Source organism: Idiomarina aquatica (genome assembly GCF_003987185.1).
GTDB lineage: Bacteria > Pseudomonadota > Gammaproteobacteria > Enterobacterales > Alteromonadaceae > Idiomarina > Idiomarina aquatica.
In genome coordinates, this window is record NZ_PIPS01000001.1 from 1,241,273 (window position 1) to 1,259,381 (window position 18,109).

The window sequence follows — 18,109 nt, forward strand, 5'->3', positions numbered from 1 at the left end:
GGACATCCTATTTAGGTCGCGAAAATATCGTCATCGCTCTTGAAGGTTTTAAACTCCAGGGCGTTACCACAATAATCGTAGAAGAACATGGTGCCCTGTTCGCCCGGTTTTCCTTTGAAGCGAATATAGGGTTCGATAACAAATTCAATACCCGCGGCACGGACGCGTTCGGCAAGAGCTTCCCAATCATCACGTAACAGCACCACGCCAAAATGCGGTACCGGCACAGAGTGACCGTCCACGCCATTATGATTTTTCAGACCGGCGACATCCGGAGCCACGTGAGTGACGAATTGGTGCCCGTAGAAATTCCAATCGATCCAGTGATCACTGCTACGGCCTTGCTCAAGACCCATGACGTCACCGTAAAAACGGCGGGCATTATCGAGCGAGGTGACTGGAATCGCAAGATGGAAGGGACGTACTGCGTTCATACCGCCCTCTTAATTTAGTGGCTAAGATGAGTTGTCGCTGAGGTCGAACGGGTTGATGAGGTCTGCGGTGAACGCTTCCACATTCTTACGCCGATCGCTGTCATCAGCAGGATCCAATTTAACGGCGGAATAAAACCGGCCGTTAATACGGCTAACAGATTCCAAAGTGGTTTTTGCTGATATTGCCCTACCAATCCGTAGAACAACAACGCAGCTACGAGTCCCTGCAATACCAGTAGGCTCAATAGCATAGGATGTATCCTTCTTATCTGTGTCTGTTTGCTTTGTTGTTATCGTTTTACCATCAGCAATTGCTGATGCAGTAAGACTACTCAATTATGACTAAACTGTAAAATTTTGTATAAATTCATGATTTTTAACGAAAAAAGCCGGCTTTTTAGCCGGCTTTACATATCAGTTTAAACTATTTTAATCGTTATTGTCGATTAAAAGGCATTTAGCGCCCGTTCCAGATCGGCTTTGAGATCGTCCAGATCTTCAATACCAACCGACACTCGCACGAAATTATCCAGAATACCCAGCTTCTCACGGTTCTCTTTTGGAACCGATGCGTGCGTCATAATGGCCGGGTGTTCAATCAGCGATTCAACGCCTCCCAGGCTTTCGGCCAATGCAAACACTTCCACCGTTTCCAGGAACTTGCGTGCCGCTTCCAAATCACCTTTCAGCAGAATGGAAATCATGCCGCCAAAACCGTCCATTTGTTGCTTGGCCAGTTCATGCTGTGGATGACTTGGCAAGCCCGGATAGATCACTTTTTCGATCTTCGGATGCTGTTCCAGCCATTGTGCCAACTCCAGCGCTGCCTGATTATGATGGCGCATACGCAACGCCAGCGTTTTCACGCCTCTCAGCGCCAGGTAAGCATCAAATGGCCCGGCAACGGCACCGACCGAATTTTGTAAAAACAACATACGTTCGACCAAGTCATCATTATCACCGACAACCGCAATACCGCCGACCATATCCGAGTGACCGTTGAGGTATTTCGTGGCAGAGTGCATCACGATATCAGCGCCCTGCTCCAGCGGTCGCTGGTTAAACGGCGTTGCGAAGGTGTTATCCACCACCACAATAATGTCTGGGTTGCGCTCTTTGGCAAGCTTTACAATGGCCTTGATGTCGACCAGTTTCAGCATCGGGTTACTGGGCGTTTCAACCCAAATCATGCGGGTTTCCGGCTTAATTGCCTGCGCAACCTGGTCCAAATCGGCCAAGTCAACATAGCTGAACTGTAAGCCTGCGGAACGGCCACGCACTTTGTCAAACAGGCGGAAACTGCCGCCATACAAATCGTCCATCGCCACCACATGGTCACCACTGTCGAGCAACTCCAGAATGGTTGATGTTGCTGCCATACCAGAGGCAAACGCCAAGCCCTGCTGGCCGCCTTCGAGACTGGCTACCGCGCGCTCCCAGGCAAACCGCGTTGGGTTATGTGAGCGGGAATACTCAAAACCTTTATGCTTGCCCGGACTCTCCTGAGCATAGGTTGAACTGGTAAAAATCGGCGGCATCACTGCACCGGTCACAGGCTCAGGAGCCTGTCCACCATGAATCGCCTTAGTCGCAAATTTCATTGTTTTATCGTTCGCCATGTTCCGCCTCTTTTACAGCAAATTGTTTTCACGCATCCAGTCGTCGTTAAACAACTTGGATAAATAACGGTTACCGGTATCGCATGCCAACGTCACCACACGTTTTTTCTCCGTCTGCTCCTGACAGTAACGCAGTGCTGCAGCAATCAGAGTGCCGCTGGATGAACCCACCATAACGCCTTCTTTTTCCAACACATTACGAGCCGTCTGCATGCCTTCTTTGTCGCTGATTGCATAGGCTTTGTTGGCAATCGAAATATCACAGATCGTCGGAACAAAATCTTCACCGATACCTTCAGCAAGCCAACTTCCGGCTTCCACGTGTTCGCCGCGGTTCACCAACGGCTCGAGAATCGAGCCTGCCGGATCCGCTAACACCATATCCACATCAGCGTTATGTTCACGCAAATAGCGGCCAATACCCGTGAGCGTTCCGCCAGAGCCAACACCACAGACGAAGGCGTCAATATCGCCATTCATTTGCTGCCAGATTTCTGGCCCGGTGGTCTTGTAGTGGGCCTCGACGTTGGCGGGGTTTTCGAATTGATTCACGTAAAACCAGCCATTCTCTGAGGCCATTCGTGCGGCCATATCCTGATAGTACTCGGGGTGCCCCTTCTGCACATCAGAGCGCGTTTGCACGACTTCGGCGCCCATCGCGCGCAGGTTATTAACCTTTTCCTGACTCATTTTATCGGGCATGACGATTTTTAACGGGTAACCTTTACTGGCAGCCACCAGTGCCAAACCCAGACCGGTATTGCCTGCGGTGGCCTCGATGATGGTGTCACCGGCTTTCAACTTTCCGTCGCGCTCAGCAGCATTAATCATTTCAACCGCGATGCGATCTTTAATCGAACCGCCCGGATTTTGTAACTCTAGTTTTAAATACAACTCACATGGGCCGGTGTCTAAATTATTCACACGCACCAGAGGCGTGTTGCCAATCATTTCCAAAACGTTATCGAAAACTTTCATATGCGGTCGCTTTTTTATTGAGTGTCTGTTTGAATTACGCTCATTATCCCTATACTTGGCTTGCATAACAACCACAGGCTTAGAATGCTTTGCTTGAGGTTATAACGAATACAATAATGGAGAGATAGAGTGAAACGCCTCGATTTACGCAGTGATACCGTTACCCAACCCACACCCGCGATGCGTGAGGCTATGGCAAATGCGCCGGTCGGCGATGATGTTTACGGAGAGGACCCCACCATTAATGCGCTTGAACAACGCGTTGCCACCATGCTCGGCAAAGAGTCAGCCCTGCTTTGTGCGTCAGGAACCCAAAGTAATTTATGCGGCCTGTTAGCCCATTGCCGCAACGGCGAAGAGTATATCGTCGGGCAGGAATACCACACCTACCGGTATGAAGCTGGCGGTGCAGCCGTTGTTGGTGGCATCGTGCCTCAACCATTAGAAGTGCAGGCGGACGGTACGCTCGACCTGGACGTTCTGGTCAGCCGCATTAAGCCTGATGATCCGCACTTCCCGATTACCCGTCTGCTGGCGTTTGAAAACACCCATGCCGGCAAGGTGATTGATCAGGCCTACTTTAATACAGCTCGCCGCATTGCCGATCAACATGGCTTAGCAATGCATTTGGACGGCGCCCGTCTCGCCAATGCAGTGGTGGCATCCGATCGAAGCTTTGCCGAGCTTGCGGCACCGTTCGACAGCGTATCGATTTGCTGCTCAAAAGGCTTAGGTGCTCCAGTGGGATCGTTACTGGTGGGCAGCGCTGATTTTATCGCCCGCGCGCGACGCTGGCGTAAAATGGTCGGCGGTGGTATGCGTCAAGCAGGCGTGATTGCTGCGGCTATCGACTACGCGTTGGATCACCATATCGAACGTCTTAAACAAGACCATGCGAACGCGGCCTGGCTTGCTGAAGAACTGGCCGGTATTGCTGGCCAACACGCTATCACCACCCATCCGGCACAAACCAACATGGTCTATCTTGAACTGCCATCAGCGGAACAGGGCTTGCAGTTACAACAGTTTATGGCGCAACGCAATATCGTTATCCCGAGCGGGAAAAAGCTGCGCCTGGTCACGCACTTGAATGCGGAGCGGCCGATGCTTGAACAATTTATCAGCAATTTTGCAGAATTTTTACGCTAACCGTTAGGTGATCTCTGTCGCCGTTGGCTATGATTAACGGACAGAGTCCCAAACAAAAGGAACATACCATGAGTCAATCCGTTAAACCTCTTATCGCTTCAGTCGGCGCTGCACTAGCGCTGGGTTCTGCCATGCCGGCGAACGCCGCCGATAATCCCTTTGCATCCGTTGAACTCAGTTCCGGCTACGAAGTGGCGGCTCAAAAGGAAGGCAACTGCGGCGGTAATCAGAAGTCTGAAGAGGCAAAAGACAAAGCCAAAAGCAAAGCCGAACATAAAATGATGGAAGAAGGTAAGTGTGGTGAAGGGAAATGCGGCGAGGCCATGATGGCCGAAAAAGCCAAGCAGATGAAAGAGCAAAAGGACATGGAAGGCAAGTGCGGTGAAGGGAAATGCGGCGAGGCCATGATGGCCGAAAAAGCCAAGCAGATGAAAGAGCAAAAGGACATGGAAGGCAAATGTGGCGAAGGAAAGTGTGGTGAAGCCATGATGTCCGAAAAAGCCAAGCAGGCAAAAGAGAAAAAAGACAAAGAAGGCAAATGCGGTGAAGGTAAGTGCGGTGCCGCTTAATAGCGACAGCGTAGGACTGGGCTATCGCCGCTCGATGTACCAGGAGCTGATCGAATGCGATCAGCTCCCGTTCGACTTTCTCGAAATTGCGCCGGAAAACTGGATGAATACCGGCCCCCGTTTGCAACATCAGTTACGGGCGTTGCGTGAGCGTGTGCCGTTTACCACTCACGGGCTGTCATTGTCGATTGGCAGTTTTGCTCCCCTTGATCACGCCTTTTTAAAACGTCTGAAAGCCTTTCTGGACGAATACAATATCGATCTCTATTCCGAGCATTTGAGCTACTGCTCTGATGACGGGCATTTGTACGACCTCATGCCAATTCCTTTCACCACAGATGCCGTGTCTCATGTTAGCCAACGCGTCCGCACAGTCAGTGACATACTCGAGCGACCATTGGTACTGGAAAATGTCTCGTTTTATGCCATGCCCAGCCATGACATGACCGAGCTGGAGTTCATTAATGCGGTACTGACGGAAGCCGATTGCGGCTTGTTGCTGGACGTCAACAACGTTTATGTTAATAGCATCAATCATGGCTATGACGCCAGAGAATTCATCGCAGGATTACCTGCAGAGCGCGTTCGCTATATGCACATTGCCGGGCATTATCAGCAACAACCGGATTTGATCATAGATACCCATGGCGCGGATGTTATTGATCCCGTCTGGAAACTTCTGGATAACAGTTACCAACACGTGGGCTGTCATCCAACGCTGCTGGAGCGCGATTTTAATATTCCATCGCTCAATACGCTCAGTAACGAATTGGCAACCATCCGCAAAACTCAGGCGTTGCAACATGCCGTCCTTTCGTAATACTCAACAGCAGTTTACGGCGGCCATCCGCAATCCCGCTGAACATGACATGGCTGATATTGAGCCGCGCCGGATGGCAGTCTACCGGGAACTGATTTTTAATAATCTGCTCGGTTTTACCCGTTCCGCCTTTCCCGTAGCCTGCTCAATCATAGGTGATGACTGGTGGCAGCAGGCGGTACGCCAGTTTTTAATTCATCATCGCAGCCAGTCGCCGTATTTTAATGAGATTGCCGCTGAGTTTTTGTCGTTCTTACGCGAGAGTGATTCAGTGAATACCGCCGAACCCGATTGCCTGTTGGAGCTAATGCACTACGAATGGGTAGAGCTGGCACTGGACAACATCCCACAGGATACGTTAGCGGTTCGGCAGCAGCTTAACGACGACCTGCTTACGGGTAAGCCGGTGTTATCTGACGCCGCGTGGTTGTTAAGTTACGAATACCCCGTACATGAGATCAGCGCAGACAACCAACCGTCGGTGAATGACAAAAAAGATACGCTGATACTGGTTTACCGCAAACTCGATATGAGTATCGGTTTTCGCCTAATGAACCCGGTGTTCGGGTTGCTCTGGCAGCAACTGCAACAAAAGCACATCTCGTCGGGCCAGGATGCCATCGAACAGCTCGCCGCACAGCTCGGTGTAACGGCAGATCAGAACTTTCAGCGCCACGCACAGCAAGCACTGTCTGAGCTGTATGAATGGGGCGCCATTTTAGGCGCTCACAACGAACGCACCTGATCAATTAATTGATCCAACGCACGATAGCCCATGGCCTCTGCTAAATGGGACTTCTGCACCCGCTCCTCGTTCTCCAAATCCGCAATGCTACGCGCCAGCCGCAACGTCCGATGATAGGCGCGGTGAGAAAGCTTGAGTTTCTCAATCGCGGCTATTAGAAACTCATGATCCTCATCACTCAGTTGACTGTAGTCGAGCACCGCGTTTGCACGAAGGTCACTGTTGAGACAGCCCTGACGGGCCAATTGCCGCTCGCGAGCGGCGCTAACCTGGGCTTTCAGTTGCTGACTGTTTAGGGGGGAATGCTTGCGCGCGTTTACCCGCAAACTCGATGTTTCTCGCGGTACCGCAACCTGAATATCAATCCGATCCAGTAACGGGCCAGATAATTTGTTTAAATAATTCATGATTTGATCCGGGGTCGAACGACAACTGGCCAGGCTGCCGTCAAACTGACCGCAGGGTGACGGATTTAACGCGCAGATCAGTTGAAAATTTGCCGGAAAACGGACGTGATGAGCGGCACGACTGATGGTGACGTGACCGCTTTCTAACGGTTCTCGCAAAGAATCCAGAACATGACGAGAAAACTCAGGTAATTCATCCAGGAACAAGACGCTATTATGCGCCAGGCTGATTTCGCCCGGTCGCGGCGGCGACCCGCCGCCGACCAAGGCAGCCGCTGAGCACGAGTGGTGAGGGGCACGAAATTCACGCACCCGCCAGTCCTGCAACGTTCCCGGCTGCTGCGCGATGGAGCGGATCGAGGCCAACTCCAGCGCTTCTTGTTCCGTTAACGCTGGCATTAAACTCATCAATCGTTGTGCGAGCATGGTTTTACCGGTGCCGGGTGGGCCGACAAAGAGGATATGGTGGCGCCCTGCTGCCGCGAGCGTTAATGCCCGTTTTGCCTGCTCCTGCCCCATCACTTCGGCAAGATCGCCACTGCTTGTCGGTTCCGTTAGCTGCCAGTCGATGGGCGTTGCCTTGCGAAGACCGTTGTGTTGATGAAGGTGCTCAAACACGCCGATTAAATCCGGTACCAGATACGCGGTCTGTCCTTGAATCAAGCCGGCATCGGTTTCATTTTTTAACGGAATAAACGCGGTTCGTTTTGCGCTACGACAAGCCAACAGCGCAGGCACCAGACCGGTAACCGGCAGTAGCTCAGCATTCAAGGCCAGTTCACCGTAAAATTCAGTATTCTTTATCGCCGCATCGGGCACCTGCCCCGATGCAACCAGGATCCCCACCGCAATGGCTAACTCATAGCGAGCTCCCTGTTTTGGCACGTCGGCGGGCGAGAGGTTGACGGTAATTTTGGTCGCCTGTGGAAACTCTAAACCGGCGTTCATCAGCGCGGCCTTTACCCGATCTTTAGCTTCACGAATGGTTGCGGTCGGTAACCCGACAATGGCAAACCCGGGCAACCCTCTGGCTAAGTCCACTTCGACTCGGATTTCCGGGGCATCAATACCCAGACTTGCTCGCGTAAACACCGTTGCTAACGCCATAGCTACCTCTCAAAACAGCGAAGTATAGCGCTATTGTTGACTGACTCTGCGGGGAGATCGCTGATTTCTGTGTCAGCAAATGCATGATACAAAGGTTGCATTCAAGCCCATTCAACTGTATAAATAACCAGTATTCTTAATACCCACGAGGATGATTCATGCCGGTAGTAACCCAATACGTTGTTGTGCGTGACGGAGAGGAAAAAAATGACGTTTAACACCAAAGCGGAAGCCGATGCCCACGACAAGATGTTGGACATGGTGGATGAGCTAGTGCCATTATTGGCGCGCAGTGAAACCGTCAGCGATGAGCAAACATTGGAAGATTTAGCGTTTTTCCTGGCGCGCGAACGCGAGCAAGTATTAATTGCTCTTGGCGCGAAAAAGCAGACGAAAAAGAAAGCGCCTAAGCCGGCGGAGGGTGATGCTGGCTAACCAACGCAGCCAGCATCAGCAACTGACTTACCAATAATTCTCAGAGGTCACATTGCCCGGTTTACGGCGGGTATTTTTGGCGAGCCCTTTCGCTGCCAGTACCCCTCGGCATTCAGTGATCATATCCGGATTGCCGCACAACATCACTTGGCTATTGGTTGTCAGTGGTGTCGCTAAAGCCGCCTCCAGCTTTCCAGACTCGAGCAGTTGTGGAATTCGTTCGTTTAAGGCGCCCGGTATCTGTTCACGGGTTATCACCGGCTGATAACCGAGACGGTCCGGATACTGTTGTTGCCAGTGCTGAATCTGCTCCTGATACACCAGATCCGCGGCTGTGCGAACTCCGTGAACCAGATTAATACGCCGAAACCGGCGCCAAGGCTGCTCGGTATGCAGCATGGATATAAAGGGGCCGATACCGGTACCCGTTGACAGTAGCCACAAATCGTCACCGTCAGGCACTTCATCAAGGGTAAAAAAGCCACTTGCCGGTTGTGTAATGGTTACCGAATCACCAGGTTTTAGCTTGGCCAGTTGCGGGCTGGTGAGTCCATCAGCGACTTCAGCAATGACAAAGTCAATCACCGACGCACCCGGCGGGCTTGCCAGTGAATAAGCCCGCAACGCTTTGGCATCACCGCCCGGGAGCCCCAATCGCACAAACTGGCCTGCCTTAAAGTCAAAGGGTTCAGCAATAATACGTAAACTGAACACATTATCGCTCCAGCGGTAGTTCTCAACCACTTTACCGTTAATTAATTGCACCACGGGCAATCAGTCCTTTTGTTTGTCCGTTTGTTGTTCTGCCAATTGCTGTTCTAAAAGCTCAACTCGCTCGCGCAGGCGTAATAGCATTTGCTGTTGTACGTCCATTTCTTCTCGCGTCACCAAGTCGAGTTTTGCTAATTGGGTTTGCAGCGTTTGCTTAACCCGCTGTTCAACATTGCCAGCCATTTCTTTGACGCCTGCCGGCATGCTCTCACTGATTTGCTTTGCAATGTTTTCGATGGTTTTATTGTCCATTGTCTTATCCTTTCGGTAAAATCCGTTGCTTCACTAGTCTACCACTCCTTTTAAGGTCTGTTTAATGTTAAACGAGCGCCAGCAACAAGCAGTTCACTATATTCAGGGCCCGATGCTGGTGCTGGCTGGCGCGGGCAGTGGCAAGACCCGCGTTATCACTGAAAAAATCGCTTATCTCATCCGTCAAAGAATTTATACGGCGCGGCAGATTGCCGCGGTAACCTTTACCAACAAGGCGGCACGAGAAATGAAGGAACGGGTCGCTCAAACCATGGGTAAACAGGGTGCCCGCGGCCTCACCGTATCCACCTTCCATACGCTCGGCCTGAACATCATCCGTAGAGAACTCAGCGCCTTAGGATTAAAAGCCGGCTTCTCTCTGTTTGATGACCAGGATACCTTTGCATTGTTGAAAGCGCTGACTGAAGAGCAATGGGACGGCGATAAACAACTGATTCAACGTTGCGCGCACCAAATCAGCAACTGGAAAAACGATATGCTGACACCGGAGCTTGCGTTGCGCCAGGCTGCCACGCCGGAAGAACGGGATTTTGCCGCCGTATACACGGACTACCAGCGTAATTTAACCGCATGCAACGCGGTTGATTTTGATGATTTGATTCGGTTGCCGACCATGCTGTTGCAAACCAATGAAGCCGTTCGCAAACGCTGGCAGAAAAAATACCAATACCTACTGGTGGATGAGTATCAGGATACCAACACCAGTCAATATCAGTTAGTGAAACTGCTGGTCGGTGAACGGGCGCGCTTTACGGTGGTCGGTGACGATGATCAATCGATTTATTCCTGGCGCGGCGCGCAACCACAAAATCTGGCCTTGCTGCAAAAAGACTTTCCCGCGCTTAAGGTGGTAAAACTGGAGCAAAATTACCGCTCCCACGGTCGTATTCTGAAAGCGGCTAACATTCTTATCGAAAACAACCCACACGTCTTTGAAAAGAAACTTTTTTCCGATATGGAATACGGCGTACCCATGCGCGTGTTGTATGGCCGAAATGAAGAACACGAGGCAGAACGGGTTGTCGCAGAAATTGTAAAACAACGCTTTTTGCGTAAAACGCCCTACCACGAATTCGCGATTCTGTACCGCGGCAATCATCAAGCTCGTTTGTTTGAAAAGGCGCTGATGAATAACCGCATTCCCTACAAAATTACCGGTGGCCAGTCGTTCTTTGCGCGGGCAGAAATCAAAGACATCATGGCCTACTTTCGGTTGTTGGTTAATCCAACCGACGACACGGCGTTTTTGCGTATTATTAATGTACCCCGGCGTGGTATTGGCCCACAAACCATTGAACGCATCGGTGAACTGTCGAAAGAACTCAGCTGCAGCCTGTTCGAAGCCGCACAGTCACCACACGTCAAAACCTTACTCAGCAGCAATGTATTTAACGCGCTGGATACCTTTGTCAGTATGATGACAACGCTGGCGCGCCGTGCTGAGCATCAACCGGACGCGCAGGAGGCCGTGCGTCAGTTGCTCAGCGACATCGGCTACGAAGACTGGCTATTTGAGCAAAGCCCGAGTGCAAAAGCTGCAGAAATGCGGATTAAGAATATTCATGAACTGCACCGCTGGGTCAGCGAGATGCTCGACGGTAACGACGAGAACGAACCGATGAGCCTGGATCAGGTCGTCAGTCGGCTCTGCTTACGTGACATGATGTCGCGCAACGAAGAAGACGAGAACTTTGATCAGGTGCAATTGATGACGCTGCACGCGTCAAAAGGCCTGGAGTTTCCCCAGGTATTTTTGGTCGGCATGGAGGAAGGCTTATTACCCCACCAAAGCAGTATCGACCTCGATGATGTCGAAGAGGAGCGTCGTCTCGCCTACGTGGGTATTACCCGGGCGCAGCACCAGCTCACTTTCACCATGGCGCGTGAACGCCGACAGTTTGGCGAGGTCATACAACCTCAGCCCAGCCGCTTTTTGCACGAATTGCCACAGGACGATTTAGAGTGGGAACATCAGCGCAAACAAAAATCGGAACAGGAACAGGAAGAGCAGCGCAGCCGCGGACTGGAAATGTTAAAAAACGCGTTAAAAAAGGATCGCTAACCCGTTGAACGTTTATCGGGACGGTTCTGCGAACGCACGCCGTCGGTAACATAATTGCCCTGGCCAACACTGACACCGAGCTGAGTGATGTTGGCGTATTCTTGTTCAGAATCGAGACCCGCCGCATAAAGACGAATGCCGAGCTCATCACACAGTGTGACGACGTGCTTTAACATCGCACGGGCGCGCTCATTACTTTTAAGTCGCGCGACATAATTGTGATCGAGCTTCAGTATCGAAAACGGATAATTGTACAAATACTGCAACGGTCCTGCACCACGCCCGAAGTGATCGATAACCAACGTAAAACCAAGCTCCGACAGCCGTCTTAAACTTGCCAGAGAACGACGGTCATTTTGCGTTAACGCGGTTTCCGAAAACTCCAGCGCGATACGATCGGGCGCAATGTCGTAACGCTTTACCAGCTCGATCAGCTGATTGATGTATCCCGCTTTTAGCAAATGCCGTGCTGACAAGTTCACATGCAGGCATGGCAATTCCTGTTGCCGCGTTTGGTTAAGACGCTCGCAGCAACGTTTTAAGACATAGCGATCCAGCTTCATAATAAGACCAGTTTTCTCTGCCAGCGCCACGAATTCGTCGGTCGATATATCATGGTGGGGGTCATTCCAGCGTATTTGCATTTCAATGCCCACCAACTGATTCGTTGTCAGCTCGATAATATCCTGATAATCGATGTCAAAATCTTCTTCTATTTTCGCGTGACGTAACGCTGTTTCACGTTTTACCGAATCCACCAGCGATTGGTGCATGTACTCATCAAATAACACATAGCGACCGCGGCCTTGTATTTTAGCCTGATACATCGCCGCATCGGCATCGCGCAGCAGTCGTTCCACTGAATCGTGCTCACCCTGACACAACGCGATACCCACACTAGCGCCTGAGTAATGCTCCTGACCGTTTAACAAGAAAGGTTCAGCAAGGCTCTTAATCATTCGCTTTGCAACGTCTTTGGCGTCGTCAACGGACGTCATGGTGTCCAGCAGTACCACAAACTCGTCGCCGCCTAAGCGCGCGACCATGTCATTCTCTCGGGTACAGTCACTGACTCGTTTAGCAACATCCAATAAAAATTCATCGCCGGCGGAGTGCCCCAGTGTGTCGTTGATGTTCTTAAAACGGTCCAAGTCGAGAAACAACACCGCAAAGTGATGTTCCGGATGACGCTTTTTGTGGGCCACCGCCTGTTGTAGACGCTCGGTAAATAAGGCGCGGTTGGGCAGTCCGGTTAAACTGTCGTGATGCGCATCGTGAAACAACCGCGCTTCGATCTTCTTGCGGCGTTCAATTTCAGACACCAGTTCCTCAGTGCGCTCGGTCACTTTCTTTTCCAGAAACTGGTTTACCCGCTGAATTTCTTCAGCGGATCGCTTCCGGTCAATAGCCACAGCAACGTGTTGCGATACAAAGTTGAGTAGCTCAAGATCGTCATTGCGATACAAAAACTCACTGTCATAGGTTTGTACCGCGATAACGCCAAACACCTCACCTTTTAGCATCAACGGCGATCCGAGCCATTGTTTGGCCAACTTGCCGCCTCCGGTGCCCGGTGTCACCTGACCGTCCTCAATCAGTTGTTGCCGGGAACGCGCATTAAGAAACAATGAACGTTGCTCACGAATGACATACTCTGTTAAACCGCGACTGACTCGCCGACGTTCGGCCTGCGCTCCGGTCACGTCAACGTGATAGGGAAAATGCAGGTATTTCTTATCGGGAGACAGCAAAGCGACATAGAAGTTATCCGCATGGATCAGTTTACTGATCTCGGCATGCAGGCTCTTGTAAAAAGTCGCCATATTATCGGACGTATTGGTCAGCTCGGAGATGGCAAAGAGGGCTGCCGTTTGTTGTTCCGCCTTCTCACGCTCAGTGATTTCACGCATCAAGCTCTCGTTCGCATGCCGTAACTCAGCGGTCTGATGCTCAATCTCGTTTTGCATTAACTCACGCTGTTTGAGACGTTCCAGGGCATTGACAACGTGTTGCGACACAAAGGTAAGCAGTTCTTCATCTTTCTCATCGTAGCGAAAGGCGTCATTGTAGCTCTGCACTACCATCACACCGATCACATGGTCACCACTTTTTAGTGGGACACCGAGCCAGTCGACGTGAGCTGCGCCCATCTCTTTAACGTCGCCGTTCTCGATCAACTGCTGGTACACCTCTGGTGGGCACAGTAACGGTTCGCCGGTTCGCAGAATATAACCAGTAAGACCGGCACTGAGCTTTTCAACTGGAATTTCTTCGAATAGGGTATCTTGATCAACCTCATCGACAAAATAGACAAAATTGACCACTTCTTTCTGAGCATCGTAAAGACAAATATAAAAGTTTTTGGCAAACATCAACTTGCCAATAATCTCATGCACAGAGCGGTAAAAACTGTCCATGTTGCGCACTTGAGCGGCCAGCTCGGAAATTTGAAATAAGGCGTTTTGTATGACTTCTGCGGAGCGATATTTATGGGTCAGTTGCTTAAGTCGAGATACGACTTTCCTAAGCCTGAGGTTTTCGGCCTCAAGTTGTTGTGACGTTTGTTGTGGCTTCGCGCCATTCACCAATTAACATTCCCTTAAATAATAAATAAGTTGCAAAGAATAGACAGAAACGCACTGATGTTACTATTTGTAACAAACGTAAAGTATAAACAGCCGTTTAAAAGATGCAAGACTTACGGTGAATATTTGTTCAAGGTGTAATACTGGCAAAAAAAAGCCACCTCTTAAAGGTGGCTTTAGTCAGAGTCTATCTCTGTAACCGACTTTGCTTAGATATCAGCTGTCATGTAGTCGATAGCGGCTTGAATTTCTTCGTCTGAGCAGTCAGAACAGGTGCCTTTTGGAGGCATCGCATTATAGCCTTCGATGGCATGACGCAATACGGTTTCCATGCCCTGCTCCAGGCGTGGTCCCCAGTCACCGGCGTTATTGATTTTGGGTGCACCCATCACACCCGATGTATGGCACGCCGCACAAAATTGGTTGTAAACGGCTTCGCCAGAACGCGTACCACCGGCATCTGCCTGTTGATCGCTTTCTTCTCCAGCCACATAATGTTGGGCAAGCGGTTCAATACGCTTCTCGATCGCTTCCTTAGACATTTTGTCTTGAACCGAGGCTGCGCCAGCAGCAACAGCAAACAATGCAGCGATAGAGGCAATAAGGCCTTTGGATGCTAGAGATTTAATACGTTTCACTGGTTTCTCCTAAAGTGGCTGGTGATCATCATACCCAGTTTGTGGGCTGATTATAACCACAAATGCGCACAGGATAAACACTTGGCTGAGCTTACGCGAAAAATTGCTCTACTCGATCTCGACGCGTTCTTTGCATCCGTTGAGGTGTTACGCGATCCATCGCTGCGGCACAAACCCTTTGCAGTCGGCGGGGGCGGTGAGCGCGGCGTGGTCGCAACCGCCAATTATATTGCGCGTCGTTATGGGGTAAAGAGTGCCATGCCCGGCAGCCACGCACGCCGTTTGTGTCCACAGCTCATCTTCGTAAAGCCGGATCCGACCCGCTACCGAGAGATGTCAAAGCGAGTTCTGGCACTGCTCAGTGAAGTTACCGACGTTATCGAACCCGCCTCCATTGACGAGTTTTATTTAGATCTCACCGAGAATACGCTCTTTAAAGGCAGTGCGTCGCTCACCGTTCAAGCGCTGCGCGACAAGATAAGAGCCTTGGGCATTACCGGATCGGCCGGTATCTCTAATCAAAAAATGGTCGCGAAAATCGCCAGTGACGAGCGCAAACCCGATGGCCAGTTTCTGGTCACTCCGGATCAGGTATTGAACTATATCGCTCGACTTGAATTAAAACGGATACCGGGTGTAGGACCAAAGAGTCAGCAAGTGCTCGCACAACACGGACTTTTATGCGGAGCTGATATTCAGGCAATAGAAATGCCCCATTTACAGCAAATCGTCGGAGATAAAGCCGGTTATGTGTTACACCAGCGTTGCCTGGGCATTGACCTTCGTCCGGTGGTTACCGAACGGATCCGCAAAAGCGTCGGTGTAGAACAAACGCTGGCCGCCGACATGACACAGCTTGGTACGGCACAAGATTACTGCCAGCAACAGCTGTTACCCAAGCTAAAACAACGGTTGCGAGTCACGCACTGGCATCAACAACCGATTCGTTCGCAGACGGTTAAACTAAAATTTTCCGATTTTACCCAAACCACTGTGTCGCGCAGCAGTCAGCGGGTATCACCCAGCCTTTTCTATCAACTTTTACAGGAAGCCTGGTCACGCGGTGCGGATAAAGGGGTGCGCTTGCTCGGGGTCAGCGTCGCGTTACCTGACCCCGAGCAACAACAGCAGTTAGAGTTGGACTTAGATTAGTCGTCTTTAACAGTGATGGTGATTTTTTCGGACATCACCACAGGTTCGTGAGGCACGTGGTTTTTATCACCTAAAATCAGTTGCAGGGTATGCTCACCGGGTTCCAGCGTCACCGTCGTTTCTGTTTGTCCGCCACCGAAGTGAATCACATCCCCACCCATCGGTTGACCCAGCGCCGGTAGCTCGTCTTTATCGATCAACAGATGATGGTGACCGGTGTGTTTTACGTCAACGCCTGCCGGCGCTACGCCCATTCCCGTCAACCCAAACTTGACCTTAAAGGTACGACCTACGACTTCGCCATTCTGAGGCGAAATGATATACGCCTGCGCTCCTTCAGCAGACTCTGAACGCGACATTTCCTGCGCTTCGGCTGTTGCCAGCACCGGACCGCCGAGCATTGCCAATGCGCCAACCAATAATGCACCTTTCATGTTGTTCTCCTTAATCGAGTTATTCTAATTTAAATTTACTGACTAAGGATTCTAAACGATCAAATTCCCGTTGTAACTGTTGACAGGCATCGTTGGTGCGGCGCAGGTTCGTTTGATTCTGTTCGTTCAACTGACTGATGTTAGTAATGTCTTCATCCAGCGACTTAATCACAGAATTCTGCTGTTCGGTCGCTGAAGCCACGGAGTGGTTAACGTCATCAATTTTGCCGATAATGGCATCGATTTCTGCCATGTGCTGAGACGATTGTTCCGCAGATTTCACACAAGCGTCACTGGTTGCTTCGCTCTCTTTAATGACACCAACAACGGTTTTGGTGCCTTGGCGAACCCGTTCTATCATCGCTTCGATTTCACCCGCTGAGTCCGCCGTGCGTTGCGCCAAACTACGGACTTCATCGGCGACGACCGCAAAACCACGTCCGGCCTCACCGGCTCGCGCGGCTTCAATGGCGGCGTTTAGGGCAAGCAAATTGGTCTGTTCGGTAATCCCTTTTATGACTTCCAGGATCTGGCCGATATTTTGCGTATTTTCATCCAGCTCCGTAATCGCCTGCGCAGACTCCTGCATGCGCCGCGAAAGGTGCTGTATCTGCTGCATATTTTCGCTCAGCGTATGCCGCGCTTCGGTCGATTTATGATTTGCCTCCGACGCCCGCTCAGAAGCATTCGAGGCGCTGTCGGAAATATCATTGGCGCTGGCACCAAGCTCATTAATCGCCGTTGCCACGGTGTTGGTGCGCTGTGCCTGTTCATCACCGAGGTTAACCGAGTCCTGATTGGCTTTCACCATCGCCGCAACATTCTTTTCTAACTGGGTGGACGCTTTTCTTACGTCACTGATGGCTGAATGAATCTTACGGATAAACTCATTCATACGCTGTGACAAGCGCCCAAATTCATCATCGGACTCGACCGGTAACCGTTGTGTCAGATCACCCTCGCCCCGAGCCATATCGGTTACGGCATGGTTCAGACGTTGCAGTGGTTTGAGTAATAACCGCAGCAACCAACTCAACAACAGCACCACAGCAATGATACCGATAACCATGTAGACAATGGCCGTCCAGGCGAACGATGACACAGCGGCATATGCCTGCTCTTCATCAATAGCAACCGCAAGATACCAGTCAACACCGTCAATTCCTTCAACCTTTCTAAACGACACCAGACGATCCACACCGTCAATGCGGTAGCCGTTAAAGTCACTGGTCATCGGTACCTTGGACCCCAGATAATCGGACAAATTAGAGTCCACCATGTCGGTCTCTGGGTGGCTTAAAATGCTGCCCTTATTGTTGACCAAAAACGCAAATCCAAGCCCCATAAAGTCGACATCATTCACGATAGCGGAAATGGTATCCAGCATCATGTCACCGCCGGCTACGCCCAATAGACGTCCATTTTCGTGCATCGGCACGACGGCCGAAATGGTCAGTTCATTGGTGGTGACGTCGATGTACGGCTTGGTATAGGTCGGCTGATTTTCCTCCAATGCCAGTTGGTACCAGGGGCGGCTGCGCGCATCATAATCATCCGGTAAATCAATTGAAGTATCGTCAAGAATAAAAGTACCGTCCGTCAGCCCATAATAAACATTTTTAAAATCGCCGGCCGCTTTTGACTGCTGAACTTTGGCTAATGCTTGTTCAATGCTGTCGGTATCCGAATAGGCATTGGCTGTCGCACGGATAATACGCATACGGTCATTTAGCCAGTGCGATATATTATTTGAGACCGAACCGGATAACGCCTGCATCTGAGCCTGTAAGTCGGCGCGCACCTGACTCGACATCTGATAAAAATTGGTGAGCGTAAAAACACCCAACACCAGCACCAGAATTAAGGACGCTGCCAATATTACTTTTTGGTTAAACTTGAGAGACTTCAACATAGTTCACGTTACTCGTTAT

18 protein-coding genes are annotated in these 18,109 nt (G+C 50.8%); 7 read left to right on the plus strand and 11 right to left on the minus strand.

Annotated features, from left to right (window positions below):
• Positions 1 to 11: 11 nt before the first annotated feature.
• From CWE23_RS05740 to CWE23_RS05755, 4 genes are all read right to left on the minus strand, one after another.
• On the minus strand, positions 12 to 434 hold the full coding sequence (locus CWE23_RS05740; protein ID WP_126819726.1) for a VOC family protein: 423 nt from the start codon (positions 432 to 434) through the stop codon (positions 12 to 14).
• 14 nt (positions 435 to 448) lie between these two features.
• Positions 449 to 685, minus strand: coding sequence for a hypothetical protein (locus CWE23_RS05745; protein ID WP_105305433.1), 237 nt, complete (start codon positions 683 to 685; stop codon positions 449 to 451).
• A gap of 195 nt (positions 686 to 880) precedes the next feature.
• Positions 881 to 2,053, minus strand: coding sequence for a cystathionine gamma-synthase (locus CWE23_RS05750; RefSeq protein WP_105305432.1), 1,173 nt, complete (start codon positions 2,051 to 2,053; stop codon positions 881 to 883).
• A 12-nt stretch (positions 2,054 to 2,065) separates the two neighbouring features.
• A complete protein-coding gene (locus CWE23_RS05755; protein ID WP_126819727.1) occupies positions 2,066 to 3,031 on the minus strand; it encodes a PLP-dependent cysteine synthase family protein in 966 nt (321 codons plus the stop codon).
• Positions 3,032 to 3,160: 129 nt separating this feature from the next.
• On the opposite strand from CWE23_RS05755, the gene ltaE reads away from it, so the two are divergent.
• The 4 genes from ltaE to CWE23_RS05775 all read left to right on the plus strand — a co-directional run bounded on the left by ltaE (position 3,161) and on the right by CWE23_RS05775 (position 6,314).
• The gene (gene ltaE / locus CWE23_RS05760) at positions 3,161 to 4,180 is read left to right on the plus strand and encodes a low-specificity L-threonine aldolase (RefSeq protein ID WP_126819728.1); all 1,020 of its coding nucleotides are present in this window, start codon (positions 3,161 to 3,163) and stop codon (positions 4,178 to 4,180) included.
• A gap of 68 nt (positions 4,181 to 4,248) precedes the next feature.
• On the plus strand, positions 4,249 to 4,749 hold the full coding sequence (locus tag CWE23_RS05765; RefSeq protein WP_126819729.1) for an HvfA family oxazolone/thioamide-modified RiPP metallophore: 501 nt from the start codon (positions 4,249 to 4,251) through the stop codon (positions 4,747 to 4,749).
• Positions 4,724 to 5,569, plus strand: a complete 846-nt coding sequence (locus tag CWE23_RS05770; RefSeq protein ID WP_420809952.1) for an HvfB family MNIO-type RiPP peptide maturase — start codon at positions 4,724 to 4,726, stop codon at positions 5,567 to 5,569. Before CWE23_RS05765 ends, CWE23_RS05770 begins: the two co-directional genes overlap by 26 nt.
• Positions 5,553 to 6,314 (plus strand): HvfC family RiPP maturation protein, encoded by a 762-nt coding sequence (locus CWE23_RS05775; protein WP_126819730.1) that lies wholly within the window; start codon positions 5,553 to 5,555, stop codon positions 6,312 to 6,314. Before CWE23_RS05770 ends, CWE23_RS05775 begins: the two co-directional genes overlap by 17 nt.
• On the opposite strand, the gene CWE23_RS05780 is transcribed toward CWE23_RS05775, so the two are convergent.
• The gene (locus CWE23_RS05780) at positions 6,296 to 7,828 is read right to left on the minus strand and encodes a YifB family Mg chelatase-like AAA ATPase (protein WP_126819731.1); all 1,533 of its coding nucleotides are present in this window, start codon (positions 7,826 to 7,828) and stop codon (positions 6,296 to 6,298) included. The genes CWE23_RS05775 and CWE23_RS05780 overlap by 19 nt on opposite strands.
• Before the next feature lie 207 nt (positions 7,829 to 8,035).
• Between CWE23_RS05780 and CWE23_RS05785 the strand changes: the two genes are divergently transcribed.
• A complete protein-coding gene (locus CWE23_RS05785; RefSeq protein ID WP_420809953.1) occupies positions 8,036 to 8,263 on the plus strand; it encodes a YebG family protein in 228 nt (75 codons plus the stop codon).
• A gap of 27 nt (positions 8,264 to 8,290) precedes the next feature.
• On the opposite strand, the gene CWE23_RS05790 is transcribed toward CWE23_RS05785, so the two are convergent.
• A complete protein-coding gene (locus CWE23_RS05790) occupies positions 8,291 to 9,031 on the minus strand; it encodes a ferredoxin--NADP reductase (RefSeq protein WP_126819732.1) in 741 nt (246 codons plus the stop codon).
• A 6-nt stretch (positions 9,032 to 9,037) separates the two neighbouring features.
• Positions 9,038 to 9,286: an accessory factor UbiK family protein gene (locus CWE23_RS05795; protein ID WP_105305425.1), complete on the minus strand. Its 249-nt coding sequence runs from the start codon at positions 9,284 to 9,286 to the stop codon at positions 9,038 to 9,040.
• A 64-nt stretch (positions 9,287 to 9,350) separates the two neighbouring features.
• Here CWE23_RS05795 and rep point away from each other — a divergent pair, with 64 nt between their 5' ends.
• Entirely contained in the window at positions 9,351 to 11,369 is a 2,019-nt protein-coding gene (gene rep, locus CWE23_RS05800; protein WP_126819733.1) for a DNA helicase Rep, read from the plus strand.
• Here rep and CWE23_RS05805 read toward each other — a convergent pair.
• Positions 11,366 to 13,954: a bifunctional diguanylate cyclase/phosphodiesterase gene (locus tag CWE23_RS05805; protein WP_241970535.1), complete on the minus strand. Its 2,589-nt coding sequence runs from the start codon at positions 13,952 to 13,954 to the stop codon at positions 11,366 to 11,368. The genes rep and CWE23_RS05805 overlap by 4 nt on opposite strands.
• 209 nt (positions 13,955 to 14,163) lie before the next feature.
• Positions 14,164 to 14,592 carry a c-type cytochrome gene (locus CWE23_RS05810; protein ID WP_241970536.1) on the minus strand — a complete coding sequence of 143 codons (429 nt, stop codon included), beginning with the start codon at positions 14,590 to 14,592 and terminating at the stop codon, positions 14,164 to 14,166.
• Between the two features lie 81 nt (positions 14,593 to 14,673).
• Here CWE23_RS05810 and dinB point away from each other — a divergent pair, with 81 nt between their 5' ends.
• The gene (dinB, locus tag CWE23_RS05815; protein ID WP_126819735.1) at positions 14,674 to 15,744 is read left to right on the plus strand and encodes a DNA polymerase IV; all 1,071 of its coding nucleotides are present in this window, start codon (positions 14,674 to 14,676) and stop codon (positions 15,742 to 15,744) included.
• Here dinB and CWE23_RS05820 read toward each other — a convergent pair.
• Both CWE23_RS05820 and CWE23_RS05825 read right to left on the minus strand, forming a co-directional pair.
• Entirely contained in the window at positions 15,741 to 16,178 is a 438-nt protein-coding gene (locus CWE23_RS05820) for a DUF4399 domain-containing protein (protein ID WP_105305422.1), read from the minus strand. The genes dinB and CWE23_RS05820 overlap by 4 nt on opposite strands.
• 19 nt (positions 16,179 to 16,197) lie before the next feature.
• Entirely contained in the window at positions 16,198 to 18,090 is a 1,893-nt protein-coding gene (locus CWE23_RS05825) for a methyl-accepting chemotaxis protein (RefSeq protein WP_126819736.1), read from the minus strand.
• Between the last annotated feature and the right edge of the window lie 19 nt (positions 18,091 to 18,109).

Coding starts and splice junctions, on each gene's coding strand:
- CWE23_RS05795 (WP_105305425.1), bottom strand. CDS start 9,286: ATGGACAATAAAACCATCGAAAACATTGCAAAGCAAATCAGTGAGAGC.
- CWE23_RS05825 (WP_126819736.1), bottom strand. CDS start 18,090: ATGTTGAAGTCTCTCAAGTTTAACCAAAAAGTAATATTGGCAGCGTCC.
- CWE23_RS05745 (WP_105305433.1), bottom strand. CDS start 685: ATGCTATTGAGCCTACTGGTATTGCAGGGACTCGTAGCTGCGTTGTTG.
- CWE23_RS05820 (WP_105305422.1), bottom strand. CDS start 16,178: ATGAAAGGTGCATTATTGGTTGGCGCATTGGCAATGCTCGGCGGTCCG.
- CWE23_RS05765 (WP_126819729.1), top strand. CDS start 4,249: ATGAGTCAATCCGTTAAACCTCTTATCGCTTCAGTCGGCGCTGCACTA.
- CWE23_RS05785 (WP_420809953.1), top strand. CDS start 8,036: ATGACGTTTAACACCAAAGCGGAAGCCGATGCCCACGACAAGATGTTG.
- CWE23_RS05740 (WP_126819726.1), bottom strand. CDS start 434: ATGAACGCAGTACGTCCCTTCCATCTTGCGATTCCAGTCACCTCGCTC.
- CWE23_RS05780 (WP_126819731.1), bottom strand. CDS start 7,828: ATGGCGTTAGCAACGGTGTTTACGCGAGCAAGTCTGGGTATTGATGCC.
- rep (WP_126819733.1), top strand. CDS start 9,351: ATGTTAAACGAGCGCCAGCAACAAGCAGTTCACTATATTCAGGGCCCG.
- CWE23_RS05755 (WP_126819727.1), bottom strand. CDS start 3,031: ATGAAAGTTTTCGATAACGTTTTGGAAATGATTGGCAACACGCCTCTG.
- CWE23_RS05750 (WP_105305432.1), bottom strand. CDS start 2,053: ATGGCGAACGATAAAACAATGAAATTTGCGACTAAGGCGATTCATGGT.
- CWE23_RS05775 (WP_126819730.1), top strand. CDS start 5,553: ATGCCGTCCTTTCGTAATACTCAACAGCAGTTTACGGCGGCCATCCGC.